The organism is Enterovibrio coralii (assembly GCF_001559595.1).
Lineage (GTDB): Bacteria > Pseudomonadota > Gammaproteobacteria > Enterobacterales > Vibrionaceae > Enterovibrio > Enterovibrio coralii.
This window is the reverse complement of sequence record NZ_LNTY01000006.1, coordinates 299,716-323,504: the sequence shown is the minus strand read 5'-3', so window position 1 is coordinate 323,504 and position 23,789 is coordinate 299,716. Positions and strand designations below refer to the sequence as shown.

Sequence of the window (23,789 nt, the reverse complement as noted above, 5' to 3'; positions counted from 1 at the left end):
ATTTAATCGTCTTTCCTCGTTATCGGCAGCGTGTTAAAAAAATATAGCAGCGCAATGTTTACACTTCTGTGTTTTGCGCATTTTTAATTCATTTTTTCGTTAGCTTATAACGTGTTAAGTGCTGCTATCTTTTTAAGCGAGGACCACACTTTTTCTCCAGAAGAATGCAACCGAGACTGGTATCGGTAAGCGAAATACGCCACATCGCGCTGATGAGATTCATCACCAATTTCGACCAAACGACCATCCTTCAACTCGTCAGAGATCAGAAAGTCGGGCAACCAAGCGACACCATTTCCGTTAATGGCTTGCTCTTTTAACAAGTCGACCATGGAAGATATGAAAACAGGTTTGAGAGACAACTCCTGGCGCAAAGATTCAAGCTGTCTTCCCATGTAAAGCGACGGGCTATACGCCAGCCAAGGCAAGATGACATGAGGTTCAATCGCGAAATGTGGTGCGCCCGCCCCATCCACACCACTCACAGGAATCAGCTTTCCCGCGCCCATCTGGATATGTTCGAACGGTGGTAGCTTGAGGTGCTCGTTATCAAAGGCCAGTAATATGTCACAACCGCCTTGCTGGAGAGCGTCAACCGCCTCGTCGACGTTCATCGCTTCGATACTGAGCAACGGTATTTCTGCCTTTTCAAACGAGCCTCGAATCGCCTTTGCGCCGCGAGAGGCCAAAGAATGGGCGGAAGCGACTCTGACGATGCTGCCATCGGTATAATTTAAGGCTGAGATCTCGCCAATACTGTCTGTGATTTGATTAATGAGCGTTCTGGCAGTGACACGAAATATTCTCCCACTGGCCGTCAACGCAATGGGCGTTTGGGTTCGGTCTATCAGTTCTGCGCCTACGGCCTGTTCCAGCATTCGAATGCGACGACTAAAAGCCGGTTGTGTGATGTTTCTGGCGTTGGCTGCCGCCGAAAAGTTTCTGGTATCAGAGAGCACGAGAAAATCTTCTAACCACTTGCTTTCAATATTCATAAACCCTCTTCTTTTGAAACATCAGCATATCCATCCTAATGCACTCAACCGGTCGACTAAAAAGATCATTCTCACATAAATTGCCCATATTGATAACAAACATGCATGACCTAGGCGAAGTCGGCATTTTCCAAAACCCGCTTTTCGTTCTTATAGTTGTTCTAAACAAAAACGATGTCAGTCAGCTAAAAAAACAGCAACGTCAGTACGCGACAAACAAGGAGTGTTATGAATATCCCAGCACCTTATCTACTCATGCTCGGCGACTCTTCCGACCCGCTTTCAATTAAAACAGCACGCGGCATCCATTACTGGCGACCAGAGAAGTGTCTAGCTCAACTTCGCTTAAACGAAAATACGGCTTCGCTTTCTCTGCCAGAGATGGACGTGAAAACCGCGTCGGAGAACGGTGCAAAAACGCTGGTGCTTGGCACCGCAAATGCGGGAGGTGTGCTAGCTGAACACTGGATACCACTCATTGTTGAAGCAATATCGCTGGGCATGAATATCGCATCTGGTTTGCACCAAAAACTCACGGATGTGCCTGCCATCGCCGAAGCCGCAGATAAGTACGGTGTTACCTTATTCGACATTCGACATAACAACGACAAATTGGATGTGGGATCGGGTGAAAAACGCGCGGGTAAGCGCCTGTTGACCGTTGGAACAGACTGCTCAGTCGGCAAAATGTTCACGACCTTAGCATTGGAAAAAGTGATGCTAGAAAGAGGCATGGACGCAACATTCTGCGCAACAGGACAGACCGGCATTTTGATCCAAGGAAGTGGCATTGCCATTGATGCCGTCGTTGCTGACTTCATTTCTGGTGCCACGGAAGCCTTATCTCCAGCATGTAATCCAGAACGTTGGCAACTTGTCGAAGGACAAGGCTCGCTGCTTAACCCGGCGTTTTCAGGCGTCACTATGGGACTGCTTCATGGCGCACAGCCAGATGCGTTAGTGCTTTGCCATGAAGTGGGACGCGATCACATGCGACATCTACCCCATGTTGAGATGCCGTCTCTCGATGACATCATGTCTTTGTCCCTCACGATGGCAACGCTCACCAACCCTAATCCTCGATTCGTGGGCATCGCAGTCAACACATCAAAGCTGGACGACGCAGAAGCATTGACTTATCTGAACCGCTTATCTGAACAATACAAACTGCCGGCTACCGATCCCGTCCGATATGGAGTTGCATCTATCGTTGATCACCTCGAAAGCGTGTTTGGAGGTTAGTTAGATGAAACTGACACGACAGGTTGTTCAATATGCGTTAAAGCGGCCTTTTAGAATATCGCGTGGCAGTCGGACGACCGCTGAGGTTATTCAGGTAACGATAGAAAAAGATGGAAAAGTTGGCATTGGAGAGTGCTCTCCAACCGGGCGCTATGGAGAGAGTTTTGACAGCGTTATTGCTCAGATAGACTCTCTCGCAGGTAAAGACTTCGGTCGCGAATCACTGCAATATCTATTGCCGCCAGGTGCGGCGAGAAATGCCGTGGATTGTGCGCTGTGGGATTTAGCATCTGACGACTTTCCATTTGACCTTCCGCTTCCCGAGACCATTCAAACGGCCATGACAGTCTCCATTGCCGATGCTGAAACGATGGCAGAAGAAGCTGCACGTTATGTTGAGCAAGGTGCAACGCTCATAAAGGTAAAGCTCGATGCAGATGACGTATTTAACCGTTTAAGCGCGGTGAGAAAAGTGGCACCAAACGTCACCCTAATCGTTGATGCCAATGAAGCTTGGTCTACTTTGGATTTACAAGAAACCATTGATTCCTTGGTTCCTCTCAACATCACCATGATTGAACAGCCTTTGCCCGCATCAGAAGATGACAAGCTCACAGGATTTAAAAGCCCAATTCCGCTTTGTGCAGATGAAAGCTGTCATACCAAAGAAGACATACCGTTGCTGGCAACCCGCTATCAGATAGTCAATATTAAGCTGGATAAAACAGGCGGCCTCACCGCGGCACTGGAACTTGAACAAGCAGCCAGAGACGCAGGGTTAGAGATTATGGTTGGGTGTATGTTGGGAAGCTCAATTGCGATGAAAGCAGCTTTGCCTGTTGCCGCTAAAGCCATTCTCGTTGATTTGGACGGTGCTTTTTTGATTAAGGATGATGTCCCTAACGGGCTCAATTATCAGACTGGTTCCATTGTTCTTGCCTGAGTATTGATCAATCCAATGAAACACAACTTTTGTGTTTCATTGTTTTTGGGCTATCCGAAGAAGTTAATGATTTTCTCGTGGAAATTGCGACAAATTGTTAACAGCTATCTTGACCACTATTCAGCCGCAATCTATTCTAGCGTACATGTGTACGCTGGAATTTGCGGTATTTTTAAATGGAATCTAATCAAGCACAAAAACCCCCTATTATTTGGCTCAACGTCGCTGTTTTCGTCATCACTTTTGCCGTAGCAGCGATTGGTACTCCGCTTTGGGCGTACTACCACGGTTTTGACTGGGCCCAAATTGCCATGTTTGTTGTGGCATTTACGTTCGGTGGATTGTCTATCACGGCCGGCTATCACCGTCTTTGGTCACACAAGGCCTACGAAGCGCACCCAGTCCTTAAAGTGATCTTTGCACTGGGCGGCGCATTTGCTGTTCAAAACAGTATTCTTCACTGGTCTTCAGACCACCGTATCCATCATCGCCATGTTGATGACAACGACGTTGATCCTTACTCAGCAAAACGTGGGTTCTGGTATTCACACATTGGTTGGATGCTGCGCGAATATCAAAAGCACCGCTACTCTGACTACACCAACTGTCGCGACCTGCAAAAAGATAAAGTCGTCATGTGGCAGCACAAGTACTATCTGCCTTTGGTCATTGCCACTAACTTCGGTATTCCGATTGCGTTTGGTCTGATCCACGGCGATGTGTGGGGTGCAATCATCTTGATTGGTTTCACCCGCTTGGTGATTAACCATCACACAACGTTCTTTATCAATTCACTGGCTCATATTTGGGGTAGCCAGCCATACACTGAAAAGAACACTGCGCGAGATAACGGTATTCTGGCTCTGTTTACCTTTGGTGAGGGTTATCACAACTTCCATCATATCTTCGAAAATGATTACCGTAACGGCATTTACTGGTGGCAATTCGATCCAACGAAATGGTTGATTAAATCAGCAAGCTGGTTGGGTTTGACGCAAAAACTGCGTGTCACGCCTGCCGATAGAATTGAAAAAGCGCGTGCGACTTTGTTGTTGAAAAATATTCAAGATCGCTTGAGTGTGATGCCAAACGCCGCACATCGCCTGCAAATTATTGAACAGGAATATGAAGCACTGGTATCGCGTATGAGCGAATACTATGAAGCGCAAAAGCGCTTGATAGACCTTAAGAAGAAAAACCTGCTGAAGAAGTATGAGAAAGCTATCTTGGTTCAGCAGCTACAGATCCTGAAGTTCGATTTCAAACAGCAAAAACGTAACTGGCTTAATCTGACATCCAGCTACGCATAATTGTAAAACATACATGAATAAGGGCAGCTTTACGCTGCCCTTTCTTTTGATGCTCTACAACGTAGCCCTGATTAACTGTCTCGCCCTTCTGGATGGGTTGGCAACGCATCACTGATTTCGTACCAACTCGCTTTGTAACGCGTAAAGATATGGCGTCAGGTTTTTGCTCTATCGGCGTATCCAACGTGCCTAGGGTAAATTCGACAAGGCTGCCATCACTGTTTGACGGTTCGAAAAGCAGGCTTGAGCCACATTCGCCACAGAAGGTACGCTTTGTGCCGTTTTCCGCTTCATAGACACGAAGCTTGTCTTCACCTTTTGTGAAGCGGAAGTTTTCTGCTTTTGCTTCGCCAAATGTAGCGAATGCCGAGCCATGAAATTTTCGGCACATGGAACAATGGCAATGCCCCATCGCTGGTTCTATCGCATCAACTTCATACGCAATTGCGCCACACAAGCATTGTCCTTTTAGTTTGTTTGATTCCGTCATTGTCCTTCCTTTTTTCCCGCACAAGCAGCAGATGCCTTTGGGTTACCCGCAAAACAACCGTATCAACAGACAGCCTCGGAATCAAAACCCTGCATGGCCTTTGCGGTTTAGCTTAATGGTAAGCAATGATTCTTATCGACAATAATCACGTGCCACATTAGAATTCTCGCCCTTGAATAGTCTTTGCTTTGCGAGATGCTCTAATGGCACTAAAACCCTCTCGCATGGATGCTATGAAGCTCATCATTGAGCAGGTAAAACAGGAATTACCGCTATACGAACCAGATACGTTTGTCTGTGGCCCAGACAACAACTGCATCGGCTGTCCTAAGAAACTGCTTGAGTTGGTTGATTCAGAATTGAGTTACTGGGAGTCGGCGATGTCACGCGGCATCACGCCACAGTTTGATGAGATCAGACGTTTCGGCAAGCTTTGCACTAACGTAAAACGCGGTTTGGTGAGAAACAATATCATCGCAGCGTAAATACAACCGCATGTTGGGTTACTAGAGTTCGCTCAGTGAGTCTTGAGCTCGACGAAGCTGCGTTTCTTCAAGCGTGTCACCCCAATAGACGAAGGCACTTTTCACCCCAGCGTTATACGCCATATCACATAGTGCCTTCTTTTCTAATTCCGTCACGCCTCCTTCGACCTTTTCCATTGGATGCAAGATCACTTGTACTCGCGGCATCCACAGACCAGTCTTAACCACTTTAGAAATTGCGTAACGCAACAAGGGCTGCATGGCTTTGTAATCTGAAATGAGGCTTCGCGGATGACTGAAGGGATTTGAGATGATAACAGCATTCACGTTGCGAAACTTTTCGGCACCATTGCCATAAGCGAGGATCTGTTTTTCTTTTTGCTCTCCGATCTTCCACGCGATTTGCGGGCGCTCATCAAACACTCGCCCCGTTTTCCCATCAAATACACGTAATCGATCAGACCACATCTGAATATAAAGTGTATTCCCGTAGGCATAGATAAATCGTGAAAGCATATTGGTGGTTACTCAGTACCCCACCTTGTGTCGTAACGGGCGAGATAATCAATGTCAGTTATTGTCCAGATTGTTATTCAATCCTGACAAACAACAAAATTGACCTTTCGCTTTTTACGCAGCAATGCACAGAATACAAGACACACCTTGTAACATTTCAGAAATACCTCTATAAGCCTAGCAAAAATAGCCCCTTACGAGATTTGTACGTAAATGCCACTTCAATACATGTGTTGAGGTATTCATTGGGAACGGGCTGATTAATTGGAAGCCAGATCGCCCTTTTCCCTTTATAAATAAAGGCCTCTGGCATGACCTCTCGAAAAGTCTCAATCAGTTGTGTCTGACAGTGAAAAAGAATGATGACATAGTCAGGGTTCGCGGCATCCCAATCTAAGCGAACCGCCGTCCCACCTTTTACAACAAAGCTAGGTTGTCCCCACTTCAAAGAAGTATCAACATTCTTGCCTATTTTTTCAGCTACCTTTTCAATTTCAGAAGTGATAGAAAACAAGGCATTTCGTACTTGAGTTGGAAAGCTGTTTAGTTTTTCTTCAACGTCTGTTCTCATCTCTCGCACCCAATAAAAAGCCCGACGCAGTGCCGGGCTTAGTTTTATTCTTCGATAAACGATAGCAGAATGTCTTCGAGTTCATCCCATGGCAATGGAGACTTGTCGATCACTTCGACTTTGGACTCAACACCGTCCAACGTTATCGGGTTCACCGTCACCATTTGATTAACGACATTGAAAGCAAACATGCCATCATCCGTTTTCATCACAGCTTTAACACGCTCTGCATTTAGGTTGGCGAGCAAGCCATACAGCGCATCGAATGGGAATACGGTGTTCGGTTCAAATATCCAGCCACAGCTTACGTATCCCTGACCTTTGTTCTCTTTGCGGCGAAATTTCTCACCAGGCTCCAACTCAAACGGAGGCATTTCATCACCGTCATGGGAATGATGGTGAGCAAATTGCGCATCACGATCAATTCGAGCAAGTGACAACCATGCGGTATCCAATTGCCCTTGCTCGACTTTGCCATGTGCCAATTTCGGGATTTCACTTGAGGCAACATAGTGTTCAAACGCTGCGATATCCGCCTCTGAACTCAGGTCGACTTTGTTCGCGACCACTACATCTGCCAGAGCCAACTGGTCCTGGAAATTTTGGTTCTCAGTGTAACGAACGTCCGCAAAATTGCGCGGATCCACAAGGGTGATTGTGGCATTCAAATCAATGTAGTTTTCGTAGTGCTCGGACAGCAACTTACCGATAATGTCTTTGGGATGACCAAGACCCGTTGGCTCAATCAACAATCTGTCAGGGTTTTGCGCAAGCAATGCATTAATACCAATTGCCATTGGTAGGCCCGCCACACAACACATGCAGCCACCCGGCACTTCTCTAACCAGCGCGCCTTGCTCGCTCAGGAATGCACCATCGACGCCCACTTCACCAAACTCGTTAACAAGCACAGCCCAATTTTCGTTTTCCGGCTTTTGCTTCAGCAAAGATAGAATTGCGGTCGTTTTACCCACACCGAGGAATCCGGTGATGATATTTGTAGGGACTTTTTTGGTCAGTTTTTCAGCCATGATTTTCCTGAGCCCAAACTAAATGGGCTTTACTCATTGTAACCAGTAGCAAGAGTTTATCAGGTGGCAAGGTTGAAACCAGTGGTTTTTGCCGGAGCGAACAAACTTAAGCTTCGGCAAAACCAGCAGTTGTTTAGGAGTTGTACTTTTTACACTTTGGATCTTTGGTCGTCACACCACATTTTATGATCATATAGGATTCCTGATATTCCTCATTGTGAGGAAAAGCTGCTGTCAGTTTGGCGTACTCTTTCATAGCCTCAATTTTCTTCTGGCTGTTGTACAAAGACCAAGCCTTTACTTCAATCAGCTTTACATCTTTCCCATACGCCATTTCGTAGGCTTGAATATGTGACAATGTCGTCTCATAGTGTTTGGCATTAAACGCCGTATAAACACGCTTCATCGCCAACTGCCTGTCTAGCTCAATACGTGTTTCATCATCATCGATCTCCATCGCTAATGCGGTGGCCTTATCCTCAAACCCGAGCTGTTGGAGCGACATGACATAACCGTACTGCGTCAGATCTCTATCAGGATCAGAGGCATCCATCTTCGCCAGCGCACGCTCAAAAGCGATGGAAGCAGACATTGGTCGCTCTATCTCATAAAGTTTCCAACCTTGGAGCGCATAATCGCTGCCTGTCATTTCTTTCTTTTCTAATAGGGAAACTAAACAGTCACGTGCTGTTCCCTCACAGTTAAGCGCACTCTCAGGCTCTGCGACAAACTCTAGATCTGATAAGTTGGGATACTTTTTTACCCATGTCTGGTGTTCTTCTTTTAAACGCACGATCTCGCCCATTTTTTGCAGGCTAAGCAGCTTCCCTTCCACCCTTTTTTGCGTTGGCCCTGACCAACGTATTGCGCGATCAAACCAATCAAGTGCAGAAGGCGCATCGTCGCCTTCAATATATTTCCAGCCAATGACTTCGGCAGCATTCCCATCTTTTCTCGCTTTTACACTGGGTTCCATGCCTTGCAACTCGCTGCTAGTCACGGTGTTCTTGGATAAGGTTGACAGCATCAAATCATGCTCCATACCTTTTGCCACAGTTTCATCAAAGCCCGCAGATTGACGATAACGGGAAATGATGTCTTTGCCCGCTCCCGAACCGGCCCATCCAAATACTTTTGCCGTCGTACTTTTCTCGTGCCCCTGACAGTTATCTAACGCATACTGAAATTTGCGCTTTGCGTTGTCTCCATAGCCAGTGACGACTTCTCGTTGAAGGTCAAGCCACAACCACTGGATACGCTCACACGTGACCCAAGATTCATTGCCAGCGAGGAAAGTGTCCGCTTCATTGTAGCGACGCCTTTTCATTGCGTTTTTCAGCTTTTCCAAGCTTTCCCGAAACGCTAGTTCTTCGGCGAGTTTTTCTGACACCTGATTACCTTGAGCAGCCTGTTTTGCATCCTCCCACCCCTTGGCTTCGAGAGTTTGCCAAATTGGCGTTTCATCAAATGCATGTGATGTGTCTGTTTTGACTTCAACGACAATACGCTCATCAAAAAGGTTTACTTCATGGTGATCCGTAGCGTTCACCACAAACGGAATAAATAAAGCAACGAGTGAGGTAGTTTTCATTTGCAGACCCTCTCTGTGAAAGCCATGTGTGAAAGAAGCACTAAACTATCTGAGTAATAATCTTTTCCGTCAGGCGAAACGGATATCCCCTGTTTCATTGAACGGGTTCCATCAGCCAGTTCTACCAATTGAGCAATTGCATTGGCACCGGGCGGTGGTTGGTAGGTGGCTTTCTGACCGCTGATCACATCCACCCACGCAACGTTGTCTCTCCCCAGCCAATTTTGGTAATTACGATTAAGGGGATGCTGCTTTTCCCCCCATACCATGTAGAGAGGAATTCGATAATTCGAATAACTAAACTGCGGTGCAAAACTATCTGCTGGCTGCCACTTCTCACGGGAATATTCCAACCAATCTGGCGTTAGCTTCGCGTCGCCATAAAGGTTTTTATCGAGAATGGACAACCCACTGTTTGACAGCCTCTCCCAGGATTTGTCGTATTGTGAAAATGCGTCAAAGGCGGGGTAAACCCAGTATCCTGGATTCACAACCGTCCTCTCTTTAAACGTAAAACCATGTGCACCGGGCAAGAGGATGGTTTCACCACCAAGACGTTGGATGTGTGAGCGTTGAAGTGTTCGAATGATGTTTCGCGCACTCCGCCCATATCCCTCATTCCGCCATTGCTTCTCCGCCCGCATCAATGCCCACGCAACAAGAATGTCGCCGTCACTCGCGTTGTTTTTATCTGGGACATGAGGTGTTGAAGGCTGCCACTTCCACGAAAACAGTTCATCGACATCGCGCTGAAGATTGTTTTGAGTCCAGACCCATAACTTGTTGAACGTTGCTTTATCATCGTAATGAACAGCCAGCAACATCCCATAGCCTTGCCCTTCACTGTGTGAAATGCGCTTATTCGCGGTATCGACCACTCGCCCTTCATCCGTGACGAAGCTTTTCTTATAGGTATGCCACATCCAATGCTTGGGTTCGCATTGTGCATTAGCAAACAGAGGAAAAGCCGTTATCGCTAGGAGCAAAGACGATGAAAGAAACTTTATCTCCACAGGCGCGCCTCCAAATATCGGGTGACGAAACCTGAAATCCACCAAATAAGAATGAGCGCAATGGCAGCCAACGCGGCAGGGTAACCAATGAATGCGGCTTTTAGAAATTGAGAAGAATTGCTCGAGAACTCTCGCTCACTCAGCACACCGCTTGGCGGTTTGACATGTTCATTACGCAAAAAGCTTGCAAACTCGTCTTCCGTCGAATCTAACATGTGAATTCTGTACCAACCTCGATCATTGGTATGCTTCACATAGGCCATATCCCCAGCGGTATTCGGTACAGCATCAGACGTGATGTCATCTATCTCACTGGCTGCCACAAACGAAAATAGCTGCTGTCTCATTACCGCCCATCTTGAGTCTTGCCTTACCTCATCAAAAAATGGTGTTTTAGGCACATCCTCGCCAAACAACACGTGAAACGGCCTTTTTTGCTGCTTATCTGTCGTCACCAATAAGCCTGGCATTGCTTTCTTTGTCGAATGCGAGACGTGGCTAATTAAACGCCATAAGTTTTCAAGCTGTGCCTTGTCAGCGGGATCTACTGTCAATTGAGCTTGCTTTCCGCAGTCATCGGAAATGGCATAGAAATCAAGCGGAGAGACGTCGTGATCTTCGGTTGGAATAAACTTCACCCATTCACTCAACCTCAGGTTTGACTTATCTGACATGTAAACCGCAAAACGACGCTGTTGATTTTGAATATCAACGGGGCCATATATCTCGACCGACACTTTATTTATGCCCGGTTTAAAGTCTCGCATCGGAATATTGAGACGGTAGTGTTGCGTATCTCGCCAGTAACTTGAGCGCAGAGGTAAGCTATTCGCATACTCACCATTGACACGCAATATCATCGAACCCGCACCTGGTGCGACACGAGAATGCGTAAGCAATAAATTAATCTTCGCATTGTCTTCACTGCTAAAGATGATGTTGCTTGGCATGATCAAATCAAGCTCCAGCGGTGAGTCTGTCAGATCAGTTTGGCTTGTGAACTCAGAAAGCAAGTAGGTAGAGTTGCTTTTCAGCGAACGATCAACGACATCATCGTCGTCATTGACGACCCAAGATGCACGATCAGGCAGTCGTCTCACGTTGTTGGTGAACACCTTGGTCGCGCGCTTCACATCCCTTTCACTGACGCCAGAAAGCAGAAGTACCCAACGAGAGCCCTCACCTACTGTCGCAAGGTATGGCCCAGAGATATCTTGGTAGCCAGGTTCCCCTATCCAACCTGTCGCCAATAGGTCATCACGAGTACCGAACACGATGGTTGGCCCTTCCAAGGATGCATTTGCGTTAACGTTCATCTGGTAGTCATAGTGATACTCCTTAGACCCGCTTTTCAATGTCCAGCCCTGCACCAAAGACGCGGCAATACCCAGCGTCGCATCAGGTTCAGCCTTCAAAACAGAAACAATGTGAACGGGCGCATCATGGTGTTGCCCACTTCGAACCATTTCATCGAATGAAGAAAGGGTTTGCGCACGCGTTTGTCCATTGTCGATATAGTTGAGGGTATAGGAGGAATGCTGCGCACTGATGGTGGTGCTCAACGTGGTGGTATCAATGACCAGATTCGGATCATTGGAAAGATGCTGAATCCGCAAGTCCAAACTCGGTTCGATTCGTGGAAGCAACTCAGACGGTATGGTCATTTCAACCATTTGATGTTGGTTTCGCTGTTTTATTTCCACGTTAGCTAAGGTTCTATTGCCCGCCGCAATCCAGAGTACCGACTTATCAATGGCATTGTTGTTGTATATAGAGAGTGACAAACGAACACTCTCCACTTCTTGCCCATCCAGAATGAATATCGGAACAGTAACAGTCTGACTTTGCCCTCGCAAAACGATGTCGTTTTGGGAGTCTGTCGCATAGGCTAGAGGCACTTTTGCGGTTTTTTCTGCCACTGCATAAGTGGACAAAAAGAACAGCAATATCGTTGCGAACTTATTCATTCTGAAACTCCCTTTTAGCCTGATAGTTGGTTGTCTGCATTTTTTGCTTAACAGATGTGGTCAGTACCCGTGTTAAGTTCTGGCAAGCCAGTGAGAACAAACCAAGCACAGAAGAAAATACGTCCTGATTTAAGCTTTCTTCATAACGGCGGCGCTCTTTCCATCGGCTACTTTGCCCATATGCTTTTGCATACTGAATTTGCATGTCTTCAGCCATATGGCTTTCCAATAAGCAACAAACCTGAACGCCTTGGTGACCGTTTTTCACCGCGACGACGCGCATGTTCAAATGCACCATTTGATACAGAGGCTTCTTGCTTTTTGCGCTTCGTCCTTTTTCGGTAAAGTAGGCTACATCGACGATGTCTCCTCGATGGACAACGTGCTCAGACTCTTTCAAGGTTAAGCGCGCTCCTTTTAACGAAATGTCGTTGAGGGTTGCATTGATACTCTTGTCATCCAGCTTGATGACCGCTTTTTCGTTCATCAAAAGCCTTGGTTCGCTTCTGCGCTGTTGCTTTTCGAGCATCGCACCTAGGCACAGCACTATGAGCATCAAATTGAAGGTGTTAAAAATGATCACCAGAATTAACTGGCTCTGCTCTGTCGGGAACTGTACGTAACGATAAATACCCCACGCTTCTGCAAGCACCACCAGCCCGAAAATAAACGCCATAAACGGAGTGAGTTTTGAAAAGCACACTTTCCTCGTTGTTTCGCCTTTCGGCGTCACGATAAAGTTGGGCTTTTTCGGGTGCAATAGCACCGACAGTGCTGGCAAACAGAGGTAGATAGATAACGCGGTTTCATAAAGCTCAGAGAAAAACGCCCGCCGGGTTTTACCAAACAGGCGCTGGGTGATCATCACGCTTATCACTAGGTGTGGCACGACAAAAATCAGAAAATCCGTAGCATTCCCAACAAATATCTGTAAATCGAGAAGCAAGTAAAGCAACGGCGAAAGTAAAAAGACCGTGCGGAAAATAGGGAAAAACCAGTACAAGGTTGAGTTCAAATAGCACACTCGTTGTGCCATTGACAGCCCACGCTTAAGCAATGGATTGTTCAACAGAAAGATTTGGATCATCCCTTGAGACCAACGAGAGCGTTGCGTGACATACGCCCCGAAGGTATCTGGCGACAGCCTGCCACCATGGCACGGTTTAAGTAAGCACTGTCCCAGCCCTTAGCATGAATATTGATTGCTGTATCTGCATCTTCGGTGATGGTCTTGGTTGAAATGCCGCCAACTTCTTCCAAGGCAACACGTCGTATCACTGCCGCAGAACCACAGAAAAAACAGCCATTCCAAAAATCCATCCCCAGAAGGATTTTGTTGTAGAACATTTCGTTCTCAGACGGGACTTTGTCTTCAATGCCAAGGTTTCTTTCAACTGGTCCCGGGGTCACGAAAAAGTGCGGCGTCTGAACAAAGCCCAAATTGGTATCTTTTTGGAAAAGACCAACCGTATTGGTCAGAAAGTCCCGGGTCGGCACATGGTCCGCATCGAGGATTAGAATGAGGTCACCATCGCTGTGCTTTAAAGCATGGTTAATGTTGCCTGCTTTGGCTTTTTCATTCCTTTCACGAGTAATGTAATGCGCTCCGACTTCGGCACAGAAGGATTTGAGCGCATCCGCGCGACGTTTCGCTTGATCGGCGGCATCAACATCGTCATCCGCCAGCTTTTGCACCGTCCCTCCATCATCAAGCACGTAAACGTTACATACGCCAGGATAGTCCAATCGAGAAGCGGCGAGAATCGTTGGCTCAACGACGTCAAGCGGCTCGTTATAGGTCGGTATAAACACATCCACACTGGGTATGGTGGCATGAGTATCGATAGGCACGCGTTTACGTTCATAAGGTTTTACTGTGACAAACATCCCCATGATGTAAACCAAAATGCCGTAGCACTCAGCAACAAACAGCAATATGGCAAATGGGAGATCTAAACTGCTTTCCCACGGCAACGTTTCTTGGAAGCGCCAATAGATATATCGAAAGGATATAAAAGCCCCAATGATCAAAATAAATGATGTTGCTCTCGTGGACATATTTTTGGAAAGCAACAAAATTAATAGGAATGCACTTGAGGCAAGCCAGATGTGTGTATCGGTTGAAATATTAAGTGTCGCCAGCGTAAACAAGGCATACAGCCCACACAAAACCAACAGCCACTTAACTAGCCGCCTTAGATGGTTTGATCGCATATCAGAACCCTTCTAGCAATAATGAAAGTTTGAGCCGATTAACCCAAGTAATGTCTTTGTCTTGATCAGATGTGCAGTAGTGGGCGAATAGCGATAACCAATAACCACCGCTCTTTGAGTTTTGCAGTGCAAATAAACACCTTTCGCCAGTTTGTTCGTTTGATGTCCAATATTGAAAAGGACCGACGGCGTTGTAAGCCAAAATCCCCTCTTCATTGGGGACTTCGAAAACAAAGCGCGAAGGAGGTTGTTTCAATGGGGTTTTACCGACTACCTGAACCACGACGTTCTCCCCCTGAAGAAACGTATCGTTTTCCAACAAAGTCCAAAACCAAGTTTCATTACTCTGCGATTGGCGATAACTTCTTACCGTTTCTACACCATCGATTAAAACAGGCAGTTGATATGATTCAACCTCCGATGGATCATAAATCCGAAGCTCATGACGCTGAGACGTCAATTGACACCCAGACACAGTCAAGGCACTCCCCAGCATCAAGCAATTAATAAATCGTTTATTCATTCATGCACTCCCCCGAAATGCTCACGAGAGGCATCTAAGCAAATACTTTGCCACCTTAAATATTCGAAATATAACCATTTAAAAACAACACGTTAAACGGGAGCAATAAAAACCATCCCATAATTTAAAATGAACAAAATGTGATATTAAACAGGTGTTTTCTCATTATGACTTTGAAAATGAGTTTCTCGTTTTCAAAATAAAACCACAAAAATTGAATATATTTTTATCCGTATTAAATACTGGAACGACGTGTGGTTATCATGCTTAACTTTAAAAGGAAAATGCTTGAACTCTCGTTCATCAAACAATAATTACTCTTAATATTTATTGGGTAACTGAAACTATTTTTGATTCCACATTTCAAATTGAAAAGTTACCGTGTATCAACAACCAACATCGGTTCGTTGCCGAGAGAAAAATTTCAGAGACCTCTTTCAACTCATACAACCGAAAGATCCAGAATTCAGCGAGTTTGACTGGCATTTAGATCACAACCTCTCTTTACCTGTGTTGTCTTCTTCAACACACGAAAAGTGGTGAAGAAGCAACCAATTAATCTCACCTATGTCACTAAAAGGTAAAGATGATTGGTGCATTAGCACCAACCTGATAATCTGAAAGTAATAACACGCTGACTCTGTACAGAGGAGGAATAAATGCTAAATACCAACACTGCAAAAGCGGTGATTGATCATGCTCTGTTCTTGGGAGCTGATTTTGCTGAGCTCTTTGTTGAGCGTCATCATTCGGGAAATGTGGAACTGCTTTCTGGCGAAGTCGACAAAGTGAATTCAGGTATCGATTTCGGCATCGGTATTCGTCTCTTCTTTGGCAAAAAAGTCCTGTATGGCTACACCAACAGCCTTGATGAAGAAAAGCTCAAGCAAGTGACCTCTTTGCTATGCGCGAAAGACAAGCGAGATCAAATCGCGACGGCTGGTGCACTTAACTTTATGACGGGCAACAACCGTCACCCCGCATCTATGCCCTTCTCTGTCGACAACCACGTTGAAGAGAAAATCGCATTCCTCCGTCGAGTTGATGCAAAAGCTCGCGCTGAAAGCGACAAAATCTCTCAAATAGTTGGCCGTATTCTTCAACGCGAACAGCATGTTGAGATCTTCAACTCGACAGGTCTTCACGTTCAAGATACGCGCCATTACACGCGCATTGCGTCTTCTGTTATCGCGACATCAGGTTCTGAGCAATCAACGGGCTACGAAGCCCCTGGCATGTTGTCTGGCTGGGAATTCAACACGCACGTTGATCCTGAAGCGTTGGGCGAGCAAGCTGCGAAACAAGCACTCGTTAAATTGGGCGCGGCGGCATGTCCGTCCGGTGAAATGCCTGTTGTCATTGGCAACGGTTTCGGCGGCGTGATTTTCCATGAAGCCTGTGGTCACTTGCTGGAAACAACCTCTGTGGCCAAAAAAGCTTCTGTCTTCCATGACAAAATGGGCGAAATGATTGCCAACCTGTGGTCAATGCCGTTGATGATGGCCTAATGACCAACGAATGGGGCTCCATTAACATTGATGACGAAGGCATGGAGACTCAACGCACCCAACTTATCAAAGACGGTAAACTGACCAGCTTTATGGTTGACCATATGGGTAGCCTGAAGACAGGTTTCGCACACACTGGTTCTGGTCGTCGCGAGTCGTACAAATATGCGCCGACATCACGTATGCGCAACACCTTCATCGAAGCGGGTAATGACAGCTTCGATGACATGATCAGTGGCATTGAGCGTGGCATCTATGCCAAGAAGATGGGCGGTGGCTCGGTGCAACCTGGCACGGGTGAATTCAACTTCGCCGTTCAAGAAGCCTACATGATTGAAAACGGCAAAATTACCCACCCACTGAAATCAGCAACGCTGATCAGCACAGGACCAAAAGTGTTGAAAGAAATCAGCATGGTTGGCAAGGACTTCGCGCTTGCTGCGGGCATGTGTGGTTCAGTCAGTGGCGCGGTACCAACAACCGTCGGACAACCCACACTTAAAGTCGATAATATTCTGGTTGGAGGTGGTAACTAATGAGCGAGATGAAAACATTAGAACAGGCCATCGAACAAGTTCTAGAATTGGCGACCAAACAAGGCGCGCAGGCCGACGTTATCGCCTCTAGCGGTGAAAGCTTCAGCCTGAAAGCTGACCAAGGCGAACTCGCTGAATACAAGGTTACTGCCAGCCAGGTGATCGGTGTTCGTGTCATTAAAGATGACCATGTTGCCATTAGCTACTCAGAATCTTTAGAACCTGAAAGCTTAGAACAAATGGTCTCTCAGGCACTGACAAACGCCAGTTACACCAAGAAAGATCCATTACAGAAGATTCGAGCGGAAGGCTTGACCATTCGCACCGAACAACCTGAAATTTTTCAGGAAGACACGGCAACGCCTGAACAGAAAATCGAACTTGCACTGTCGCTAGAAGGCCGTATTCGTGAGAAGCCTTTGGCGAAGTCTGCACCTTATAACGGTTACAGCGAAAACAGTTCGATCACGCTCCTTGGCAACACCTTGGGTACACGTTGTTCGCACCAAGAACGTACCTTTAGCTGCTACACCACGGCATTGATTGATCACAACGGTAAACAGGCGATGCACATTGCCGCCTCTGTCGCGCGCCGTTTCGATGGCTTGTCACCAGACAAGATCATTAACGATGCTTACGAGATGGCGGATGCACTGCTTGAGGGTGAACCTGTGGCAACCGGTTCTTACGCCGTTGTGTTTGCACAAGATTGCCTTAATGAAGTACTTGGTGCGTTCGGCAGCGTCTTCTCAGGTGAATCAGCAAAACGAGGCATTAACCCTTGGCGCGATAAAGTTGGCGAACAAGTCGCTAGCCCGCTGTTGACCTTGAAAGATGTGGCTTACATGGAAAACGGTCACGCCATTAAAGCGTTTGATGGTGAAGGCTTTGCCACTGGCGATACGTCTTTGATTGAAGACGGTAAGCTGATTGGATTGCTTCACAACTCTGCGACGGCAGCACATTTTGGTGTTAAACCAACGGCAAATGCCGGCCGTTCAGCGAAAGGTACTCTCAGCGTATCTTCCCGCCATGATGTTATTTCTGCTGGTTCAAGCAGTGAAGCGGAAGTCACTGCGGGTGAGTACCTTGAATTGGTTGAGCTACAAGGTGTGCATTCTGGCGCTGACGCAATCAGTGGTGAGTTCTCATTCGGTGCCAGCGGCTTTCTTTGCCGTGATGGCAAACGTATCCGACCTGTTCGCGGTATCACGGTGGCGGGTAACTTCTATAAAATGATTAAAGAAGTGGATGCGGTCGGAAACACCGTTATCCCGAATTACGATGGCCGATTCTTCGCACCAATGATTCGTTTCGCTCGCCTGAGCGTTGCCGGAAAATAAGCGATTCAGCCACTTACCGAAAAGAGCCCTGTGCAAAGGGCTCTTTTTTGTCCACAATTATCAGTATGAAGTCCGTAATGAGATTAGAAACACCTCGCCTGATCTTGCGTCAATTAAACGAAAACGACGCAACCTTTGTGAACGCGCTGTACAACACCGAGGGTTTTCTCACGTTTGTTGGCGACAAGAATATCCGCAGTGATATTGATGCGGCTGTTTACCTGCGTTCGACACTTTTACCTATGTATAAGCAACCTTATATGGGCTTACTGGCTGTAGAAGAAAAAGTGACGGGGAAACCCGTGGGGATATGTGGGCTGATCAAACGAGATACGCTAGACGATATCGATCTTGGATACGGGTTCTTCCCTGAATATCAAGGGAACGGTTTCGGCAAAGAAGCGGCAGAAGCCATGCTGGATATTGCAAGGAAAACCCTTGCTGTAAGCCAGGTCGTCGCAATCACGCATCCGACAAACAGCAAAAGTCTTAAACTACTAGATAACTTGGGCTTTCAGTTTCAAGGCCAAAAGGCGGATGACCCAGAGCTTGTTTTGTTGCAGTTAACGTTCTAAAGCAGCAAATCTTCGTAAATCGGTACAAAGCGATCGACCGAATTTATCAGTGAATTGGCCGTTAACATTGGTACGCCAAACACAACGGCCTCTTTACCATATGCCTCACGCACTTTTGCCATTAGCATGTCAAAGTCACCGTCACCGGAAAGCAGCACCACCATATCAACGGCCTGCTCTGGGGATTGTGCAGCTTCCATCACATCAATAGCGATACCCACATCCCAGTCACCTTTTGTGCTGCCGTCGCTACGTTGAATATATGGCTTCAGTTTAACGTCAAAACCAATGTGGCGCAGGGCGTCTTGAAACTTGATTTGCTGATCATCGTCTCTCGAAATTGCATAGGCGTTCGCCATTACCACATTGCCCATTTCATTGAGCTGTTGCCACAGTTTCCGATAGTTAAACTGTCGACCGTAAGCTTGTCGAGTGGTGTAGTAAATATTTTGTACGTCTGCGAATACGGCGATGTTTTTCAACGTGTTCCAACCAAGTCTAACGATTTTCAGTCGCCACTATGCATGCCACAGGAGATTGCTTCAAGTGATTGCTAAGAAAAAGCACCAAAGTGCTGCAACAATCATCACCGACCCCGTTAAAACCATGCCGTATACACGAAATTTGAGGGGTTCGACTTCTTGGCTTACGCCGTAAGCATGGAGCAATCTACCGACCACCAGTAGCGCACCGAGTATATGAAGCCCTGCTGTGAAAGAAGGCTGTTGTAGCTCCACCAGCAAAACAAGCAACAAAGTGAAAGGAACATACTCGGAAAAATTACTGTGAGCTCGAATGGCTTTTTTGAGCAATAGATGGCCACCATCACTCAATCCCACCCTGTATTCCCTGCGGTAGCTAATGACTCTCTTAGCGAGAAAGAGATAAACGAACGCCAATATTGCTGCATAGATTGGGGTGACCATCCTTGTCTCCTCGTGATGTTGTTATGCGCGGCCAATTGCCAGATTGAAAGCTTGCTTTAGTGGGTCGCTTTTTAGCACTCGTCCATGGCCCAGCCCCTCGGTTGCGACCAAGGACACGTGTTCAAATTGGGTGGCCTCTTCAGAGACTGAAAACGGCGCAAAGCGATCACCTTTATCATGGACGATGACTACCTGCCCCTGACGTTTTGACAGTTTAGTATAAGGATCAATGCTTTCGAGTGTGACATTGTACTGACGTCCAACATCATCAATTACCTCTCGAAACAGCTTCATGGAATAACCCGATGCCTGCACCGTACCAAACAGGTTTTCCCAGTATTTGAGAACAGGTGCAACGAGGATAATTGGTTTACCTTTCAAGCTATCGTGTTCGCTCTCCAGCAAAGTAGCACCGCCCATTGAATGCGCAATAACGCCTTCGATTTGTTGTTGGCGGTTGAGCACGCCATCCAGCGCGTTCAAGAATGCGGGAATGCTGCCTTCTCTGCCTTCACTTTTGCCGTGTGCAGGATGGTCGTATGCAAGTGCGGTAAATCCTGCCTCAGCAATGTATTCCATCAAAGGAAAAAACTGATTCGCTGAACCTGACCAGCCATGCGTCAGCACCCATGTTGGGCCTGAGCCAAGTTGGTAGGTCATCATTTTGCCTTCCAAGGTCTCGACCGCTTCAATCTTCATGGCTTCTGGCGTTGGGTTGAGCTCTCTCCCCTTTGCCGGCGTTAAAAACAGCTTTCTTGCGGTTTTTAACGCATGTTTGGGTGCAATTTTATGATGAAGCTTACTAGCAATACTCAATGCACTGCGTTTAAAGCTAAAGCGGTTATTGTTTCCAAAGTAGATCTTGCTACTCATGCTCGACTCCCTTTTTTCGAACGGTCGTGCTATTTTAAGTTTAAAATTAAGCAGGCAACTTCAGTACCTGCTTGGATTCGTACTCTAGCGCTTGATTACGCTAAATAAATCATCGATTCCTGACCAAAAACGTTGGCCCTGCTCGGTTTCTAGATCGAGCTTTCTGAATAGGTGGCTACTGAGGTACAACCCATAAAGTTTGTACACCAATTGCCAACAGTCGAGTTCTTGTTTGAACTCACCTGCCTCGATACCTTTTTCAAACTGAATTTGCAGATAGTGAAGCCATCTATTGGTTGTGGCCTCAAGAGCTTTCTGCATCACATCATCGTCCGATGATGTCTCGCGCCATGCATCTAAAAACATGCAGCTGCCTTGGAAAGAACCGTTCCAAGACATCCAGTTATCCATCAAGTGACGAAGCTTGCTTTCATAACTGGTGTGCTGAGTTTCTCGTACTGGCACAATCACCCGTTCGGCAAAACGCTCACCCGCGTAAACCACAACCGCGGCTTGCAAATTTGCACGCGCATTGAAGTGGGCAAACAAACCACTTTTTGACATACCCACACGCTTGGCAAGCTCACCGATGGTTAAACTTTCCAAGCCTTCTTCACTGGCCATGTCAAAAGCGATAGTCAGGATCTGTTCTCGCGTCTGCTTCTTTTTGCTCATATCGGACTTCAGTTATCGATTCGATTAATTTATAGCACGAACGTTCGATTTATCAACCGTCCATATTGCTGGTCAGAGTAGTCTAACGTTTCTTACGCCAAAATTGGAACGAAAAAAAGCCGCTGGAATCAGCGGCTTTTTACTGTAACGCTTATCGTTATTTCGCGATATCGAAACGATCCAGCTCCATCACTTTCACCCAAGCGGCTACAAAGTCGTTCAAGAATTTCTCTTGAGATTCGCCTGTTGCATACACTTCAGCAATTGCACGAAGTTGAGAGTTTGAACCGAACACCAAGTCAGCACGTGTACCTGTCCATTTCAGTTCACCGCTTACTCGGTCTTTACCTTCAAACACGTCATCGCCACCCACTGGTTTCCACTCAGTGCTCATATCCAGCAAGTTAACGAAGAAGTCGTTAGTCAGTGCTTCTGGGTTGTGTGTAAACACACCGTGCAATCGCCACCCGCGTTAGTGTTCAGAACACGCAGACCACCTACCAACACTGTCATTTCAGGTGCCGTCAGCGTCAGCAATTGCGCGCGGTCAACCAAGAGTTCTTCTGCTGAGACAGAGAACTTGGTTTTCAGGTAGTTTCTGAAACCGTCAGCGACAGGCTCCAACACTTCAAACGAATGCACGTCTGTTTGCTCTTGCGTCGCATCCATACGACCTGGAGTAAACGGAACAGTCACACTCTTACCCGCGTGTTTCGCTGCTTTTTCGACACCCACACCGCCTGCAAGAACAATGATGTCTGCAAGTGAAACGCGTTTGTCGCCCGTTTGTGCACTGTTGAAGTCGAGCTGAACGCCTTCCAGTTTTGCCAACACTTTTGACAGTTGATCAGGCTTGTTGATTGCCCAATCTTTCTGCGGAGCCAGTGCAATACGTGCACCGTTAGCACCACCACGTTTGTCAGAACCACGGAAAGTTGATGCTGAAGCCCAAGCGGTTGAAACCAGCTCAGATACGGTCAAACCCGTCGCTTCGATGCTCGCTTTCAACGACGCTACATCCGCATCATCAACCAGTGCATGTGTTCTCGCTGGCACTGGATCTTGCCAAATCAGATCTTCACTTGGGATCTCTGAACCTAGGTAGCGTGATTTAGGACCAAGGTCTCTGTGAGTCAGTTTGAACCAAGCACGAGCAAAGGCATCTGCAAACTCTTCTGGGTTTTCCATGAAGCGGCGAGAAATCTTTTCGTAAGCAGGGTCAAAACGCAGGGACAAGTCAGTTGTCAGCATGGTTGGTAGGTGCTTAACACCACTGTTGAATGCATCTGGAATAACGCCATCCGCGTCTTTCGCAATCCATTGATGCGCGCCCGCTGGGCTCTTAGACAATTCCCACTCGTAACCAAACAGGTTTTCAAAGAAGTAATTGCTCCATTGTGTTGGCGTTTGTGTCCAAGTCACTTCCAAGCCACTGGTGATGGCATCACCCGCTTTACCTGACGCGTGGCTGCTCGCCCAACCAAACCCTTGAAGTTCAATTGGTGCTTCCTCTGGCGCAGGGCCGACTAATGCAGCATCACCAGCACCGTGAGTTTTACCAAATGTGTGACCACCTGCAATCAGAGCAACAGTCTCTTCATCGTTCATTGCCATGCGGGCAAAGGTTTCACGAATGTCTACTGCTGCTTTGATTGGGTCTGGGTCGCCATTTGGACCTTCAGGGTTAACATAGATCAGACCCATTTGTACGGCTGCCAACGGATTTTCTAGGTCACGTTCGCCGCTGTAACGGTTGTCACCCAGCCAATCTGTTTCTGTACCCCAGTAAATGTCTTCTTCCGGTGCCCAAATGTCTTCACGACCACCAGCAAAGCCGAAGGTTTTGAAGCCCATGGATTCCAGTGCCACGTTACCCGTCAAGATAAGCAAGTCAGCCCATGAGATTTGTTGACCGTATTTTTGTTTGATTGGCCAAAGCAGACGACGGGCTTTATCCAGGTTGCCGTTATCTGGCCAGCTGTTTACAGGCGCGAAGCGTTGGTTACCTGTACCAGCACCACCACGACCATCTGCTGTACGATAAGTACCTGCACTGTGCCATGACATACGAATAAATAGCGGACCATAATGACCAAAGTCAGCTGGCCACCAGTCTTGGGAGTCTGTCATTAAATCGTGGAGATCTTTCTTGATTGCGGCGAGATCGAGTTTCACAAATTCTTCTTTGTAGTTGAAACTACCACCGAGGGGATTAGATTCTTGGGTATGTTGGTGAAGAATATCCAGGCGTAATTGATTAGGCCACCAATCTCTATTGGTTGTGCCACGACCTGATGCATTATGGAAAGGGCATTTACTCGCTTCAGACATGATCATTCCTCCATTGCGGACACGTCAGTTTTTCTTGTTTGCGTTATTTATAGTTACATCCAGCAACAGTATCCAATTGGTAGTGCCGACTAATGCGATAGATAAAATCGATAGATTTTAAGAGGAAAGAA

The 23,789-nt window shown here is 46.8% G+C and carries 21 protein-coding genes and 2 pseudogenes; 7 read left to right on the top strand and 16 right to left on the bottom strand.

Annotation, left to right across the window (positions count from 1 at the left end):
* Positions 1 to 104: 104 nt before the first annotated feature.
* Positions 105 to 995 (bottom strand): LysR family transcriptional regulator, encoded by an 891-nt coding sequence (locus ATN88_RS02175; protein ID WP_067410732.1) that lies wholly within the window; start codon positions 993 to 995, stop codon positions 105 to 107.
* A gap of 228 nt (positions 996 to 1,223) precedes the next feature.
* Here ATN88_RS02175 and dgcN point away from each other — a divergent pair, with 228 nt between their 5' ends.
* From dgcN to ATN88_RS02160, 3 genes are all read left to right on the top strand, one after another.
* Entirely contained in the window at positions 1,224 to 2,237 is a 1,014-nt protein-coding gene (dgcN, locus tag ATN88_RS02170) for an N-acetyltransferase DgcN (protein WP_067410728.1), read from the top strand.
* 4 nt (positions 2,238 to 2,241) lie between these two features.
* Positions 2,242 to 3,180: an enolase C-terminal domain-like protein gene (locus tag ATN88_RS02165; protein ID WP_067410724.1), complete on the top strand. Its 939-nt coding sequence runs from the start codon at positions 2,242 to 2,244 to the stop codon at positions 3,178 to 3,180.
* A 176-nt stretch (positions 3,181 to 3,356) separates the two neighbouring features.
* Positions 3,357 to 4,490 (top strand): acyl-CoA desaturase, encoded by a 1,134-nt coding sequence (locus ATN88_RS02160; RefSeq protein WP_067410721.1) that lies wholly within the window; start codon positions 3,357 to 3,359, stop codon positions 4,488 to 4,490.
* Here the strand turns inward: ATN88_RS02160 and ATN88_RS02155 are convergent.
* Entirely contained in the window at positions 4,465 to 4,980 is a 516-nt protein-coding gene (locus ATN88_RS02155; protein ID WP_232312696.1) for a GFA family protein, read from the bottom strand. The two genes, ATN88_RS02160 and ATN88_RS02155, sit on opposite strands and share 26 nt — an antisense overlap.
* A gap of 203 nt (positions 4,981 to 5,183) precedes the next feature.
* Here ATN88_RS02155 and ATN88_RS02150 point away from each other — a divergent pair, with 203 nt between their 5' ends.
* Positions 5,184 to 5,465: a hypothetical protein gene (locus ATN88_RS02150; protein ID WP_067410717.1), complete on the top strand. Its 282-nt coding sequence runs from the start codon at positions 5,184 to 5,186 to the stop codon at positions 5,463 to 5,465.
* A gap of 21 nt (positions 5,466 to 5,486) precedes the next feature.
* On the opposite strand, the gene ATN88_RS02145 is transcribed toward ATN88_RS02150, so the two are convergent.
* The 9 genes from ATN88_RS02145 to ATN88_RS02110 form a co-directional block, all read right to left on the bottom strand.
* Positions 5,487 to 5,981, bottom strand: a complete 495-nt coding sequence (locus ATN88_RS02145) for a rod shape-determining protein (RefSeq protein WP_157490641.1) — start codon at positions 5,979 to 5,981, stop codon at positions 5,487 to 5,489.
* 169 nt (positions 5,982 to 6,150) lie between these two features.
* Complete coding sequence (locus ATN88_RS02140; RefSeq protein WP_067410708.1) at positions 6,151 to 6,552, bottom strand: DUF1801 domain-containing protein; 402 nt, start codon at positions 6,550 to 6,552, stop codon at positions 6,151 to 6,153.
* A 44-nt stretch (positions 6,553 to 6,596) separates the two neighbouring features.
* Positions 6,597 to 7,583 carry a CobW family GTP-binding protein gene (locus ATN88_RS02135; RefSeq protein ID WP_067410705.1) on the bottom strand — a complete coding sequence of 329 codons (987 nt, stop codon included), beginning with the start codon at positions 7,581 to 7,583 and terminating at the stop codon, positions 6,597 to 6,599.
* A gap of 133 nt (positions 7,584 to 7,716) precedes the next feature.
* On the bottom strand, positions 7,717 to 9,174 hold the full coding sequence (locus tag ATN88_RS02130; protein ID WP_067410700.1) for a hypothetical protein: 1,458 nt from the start codon (positions 9,172 to 9,174) through the stop codon (positions 7,717 to 7,719).
* On the bottom strand, positions 9,171 to 10,187 hold the full coding sequence (locus tag ATN88_RS02125; RefSeq protein ID WP_067410696.1) for a glycosyl hydrolase family 8: 1,017 nt from the start codon (positions 10,185 to 10,187) through the stop codon (positions 9,171 to 9,173). The genes ATN88_RS02130 and ATN88_RS02125 overlap by 4 nt, the downstream gene beginning before the upstream one ends.
* Positions 10,178 to 12,154 carry a hypothetical protein gene (locus ATN88_RS02120; protein ID WP_067410692.1) on the bottom strand — a complete coding sequence of 659 codons (1,977 nt, stop codon included), beginning with the start codon at positions 12,152 to 12,154 and terminating at the stop codon, positions 10,178 to 10,180. The genes ATN88_RS02125 and ATN88_RS02120 overlap by 10 nt, the downstream gene beginning before the upstream one ends.
* Positions 12,147 to 13,241 carry a PilZ domain-containing protein gene (locus ATN88_RS26550; protein ID WP_232312695.1) on the bottom strand — a complete coding sequence of 365 codons (1,095 nt, stop codon included), beginning with the start codon at positions 13,239 to 13,241 and terminating at the stop codon, positions 12,147 to 12,149. The genes ATN88_RS02120 and ATN88_RS26550 overlap by 8 nt, the downstream gene beginning before the upstream one ends.
* Complete coding sequence (locus tag ATN88_RS26545; RefSeq protein WP_232312694.1) at positions 13,238 to 14,185, bottom strand: glycosyltransferase; 948 nt, start codon at positions 14,183 to 14,185, stop codon at positions 13,238 to 13,240. The genes ATN88_RS26550 and ATN88_RS26545 overlap by 4 nt, the downstream gene beginning before the upstream one ends.
* 184 nt (positions 14,186 to 14,369) lie before the next feature.
* A complete protein-coding gene (locus ATN88_RS02110; protein ID WP_067410688.1) occupies positions 14,370 to 14,891 on the bottom strand; it encodes a hypothetical protein in 522 nt (173 codons plus the stop codon).
* A gap of 659 nt (positions 14,892 to 15,550) precedes the next feature.
* On the opposite strand from ATN88_RS02110, the pseudogene ATN88_RS02105 reads away from it, so the two are divergent.
* The 3 genes and pseudogenes from ATN88_RS02105 to ATN88_RS02095 all read left to right on the top strand — a co-directional run bounded on the left by ATN88_RS02105 (position 15,551) and on the right by ATN88_RS02095 (position 18,853).
* Positions 15,551 to 16,935 (top strand): annotated as a pseudogene (locus tag ATN88_RS02105) (TldD/PmbA family protein).
* The gene (locus tag ATN88_RS02100) at positions 16,935 to 18,278 is read left to right on the top strand and encodes a TldD/PmbA family protein (protein ID WP_067410684.1); all 1,344 of its coding nucleotides are present in this window, start codon (positions 16,935 to 16,937) and stop codon (positions 18,276 to 18,278) included. Before ATN88_RS02105 ends, ATN88_RS02100 begins: the two are co-directional and overlap by 1 nt.
* Positions 18,279 to 18,355: 77 nt before the next feature.
* Positions 18,356 to 18,853 carry a GNAT family N-acetyltransferase gene (locus ATN88_RS02095; protein ID WP_083539398.1) on the top strand — a complete coding sequence of 166 codons (498 nt, stop codon included), beginning with the start codon at positions 18,356 to 18,358 and terminating at the stop codon, positions 18,851 to 18,853.
* Here ATN88_RS02095 and ATN88_RS02090 read toward each other — a convergent pair.
* From ATN88_RS02090 to katG, 5 genes and pseudogenes are all read right to left on the bottom strand, one after another.
* Positions 18,850 to 19,335 carry an NYN domain-containing protein gene (locus ATN88_RS02090; protein ID WP_067410673.1) on the bottom strand — a complete coding sequence of 162 codons (486 nt, stop codon included), beginning with the start codon at positions 19,333 to 19,335 and terminating at the stop codon, positions 18,850 to 18,852. The two genes, ATN88_RS02095 and ATN88_RS02090, sit on opposite strands and share 4 nt — an antisense overlap.
* A 60-nt stretch (positions 19,336 to 19,395) precedes the next feature.
* Positions 19,396 to 19,779 (bottom strand): MAPEG family protein, encoded by a 384-nt coding sequence (locus tag ATN88_RS02085; protein WP_067410670.1) that lies wholly within the window; start codon positions 19,777 to 19,779, stop codon positions 19,396 to 19,398.
* A gap of 21 nt (positions 19,780 to 19,800) precedes the next feature.
* Positions 19,801 to 20,652, bottom strand: a complete 852-nt coding sequence (locus tag ATN88_RS02080; protein WP_067410667.1) for an alpha/beta hydrolase — start codon at positions 20,650 to 20,652, stop codon at positions 19,801 to 19,803.
* 84 nt (positions 20,653 to 20,736) lie between these two features.
* Positions 20,737 to 21,327 (bottom strand): TetR/AcrR family transcriptional regulator, encoded by a 591-nt coding sequence (locus ATN88_RS02075; RefSeq protein WP_067410665.1) that lies wholly within the window; start codon positions 21,325 to 21,327, stop codon positions 20,737 to 20,739.
* A 157-nt stretch (positions 21,328 to 21,484) separates the two neighbouring features.
* A pseudogene (gene katG, locus ATN88_RS02070) lies at positions 21,485 to 23,658 on the bottom strand (catalase/peroxidase HPI).
* Between the last annotated feature and the right edge of the window lie 131 nt (positions 23,659 to 23,789).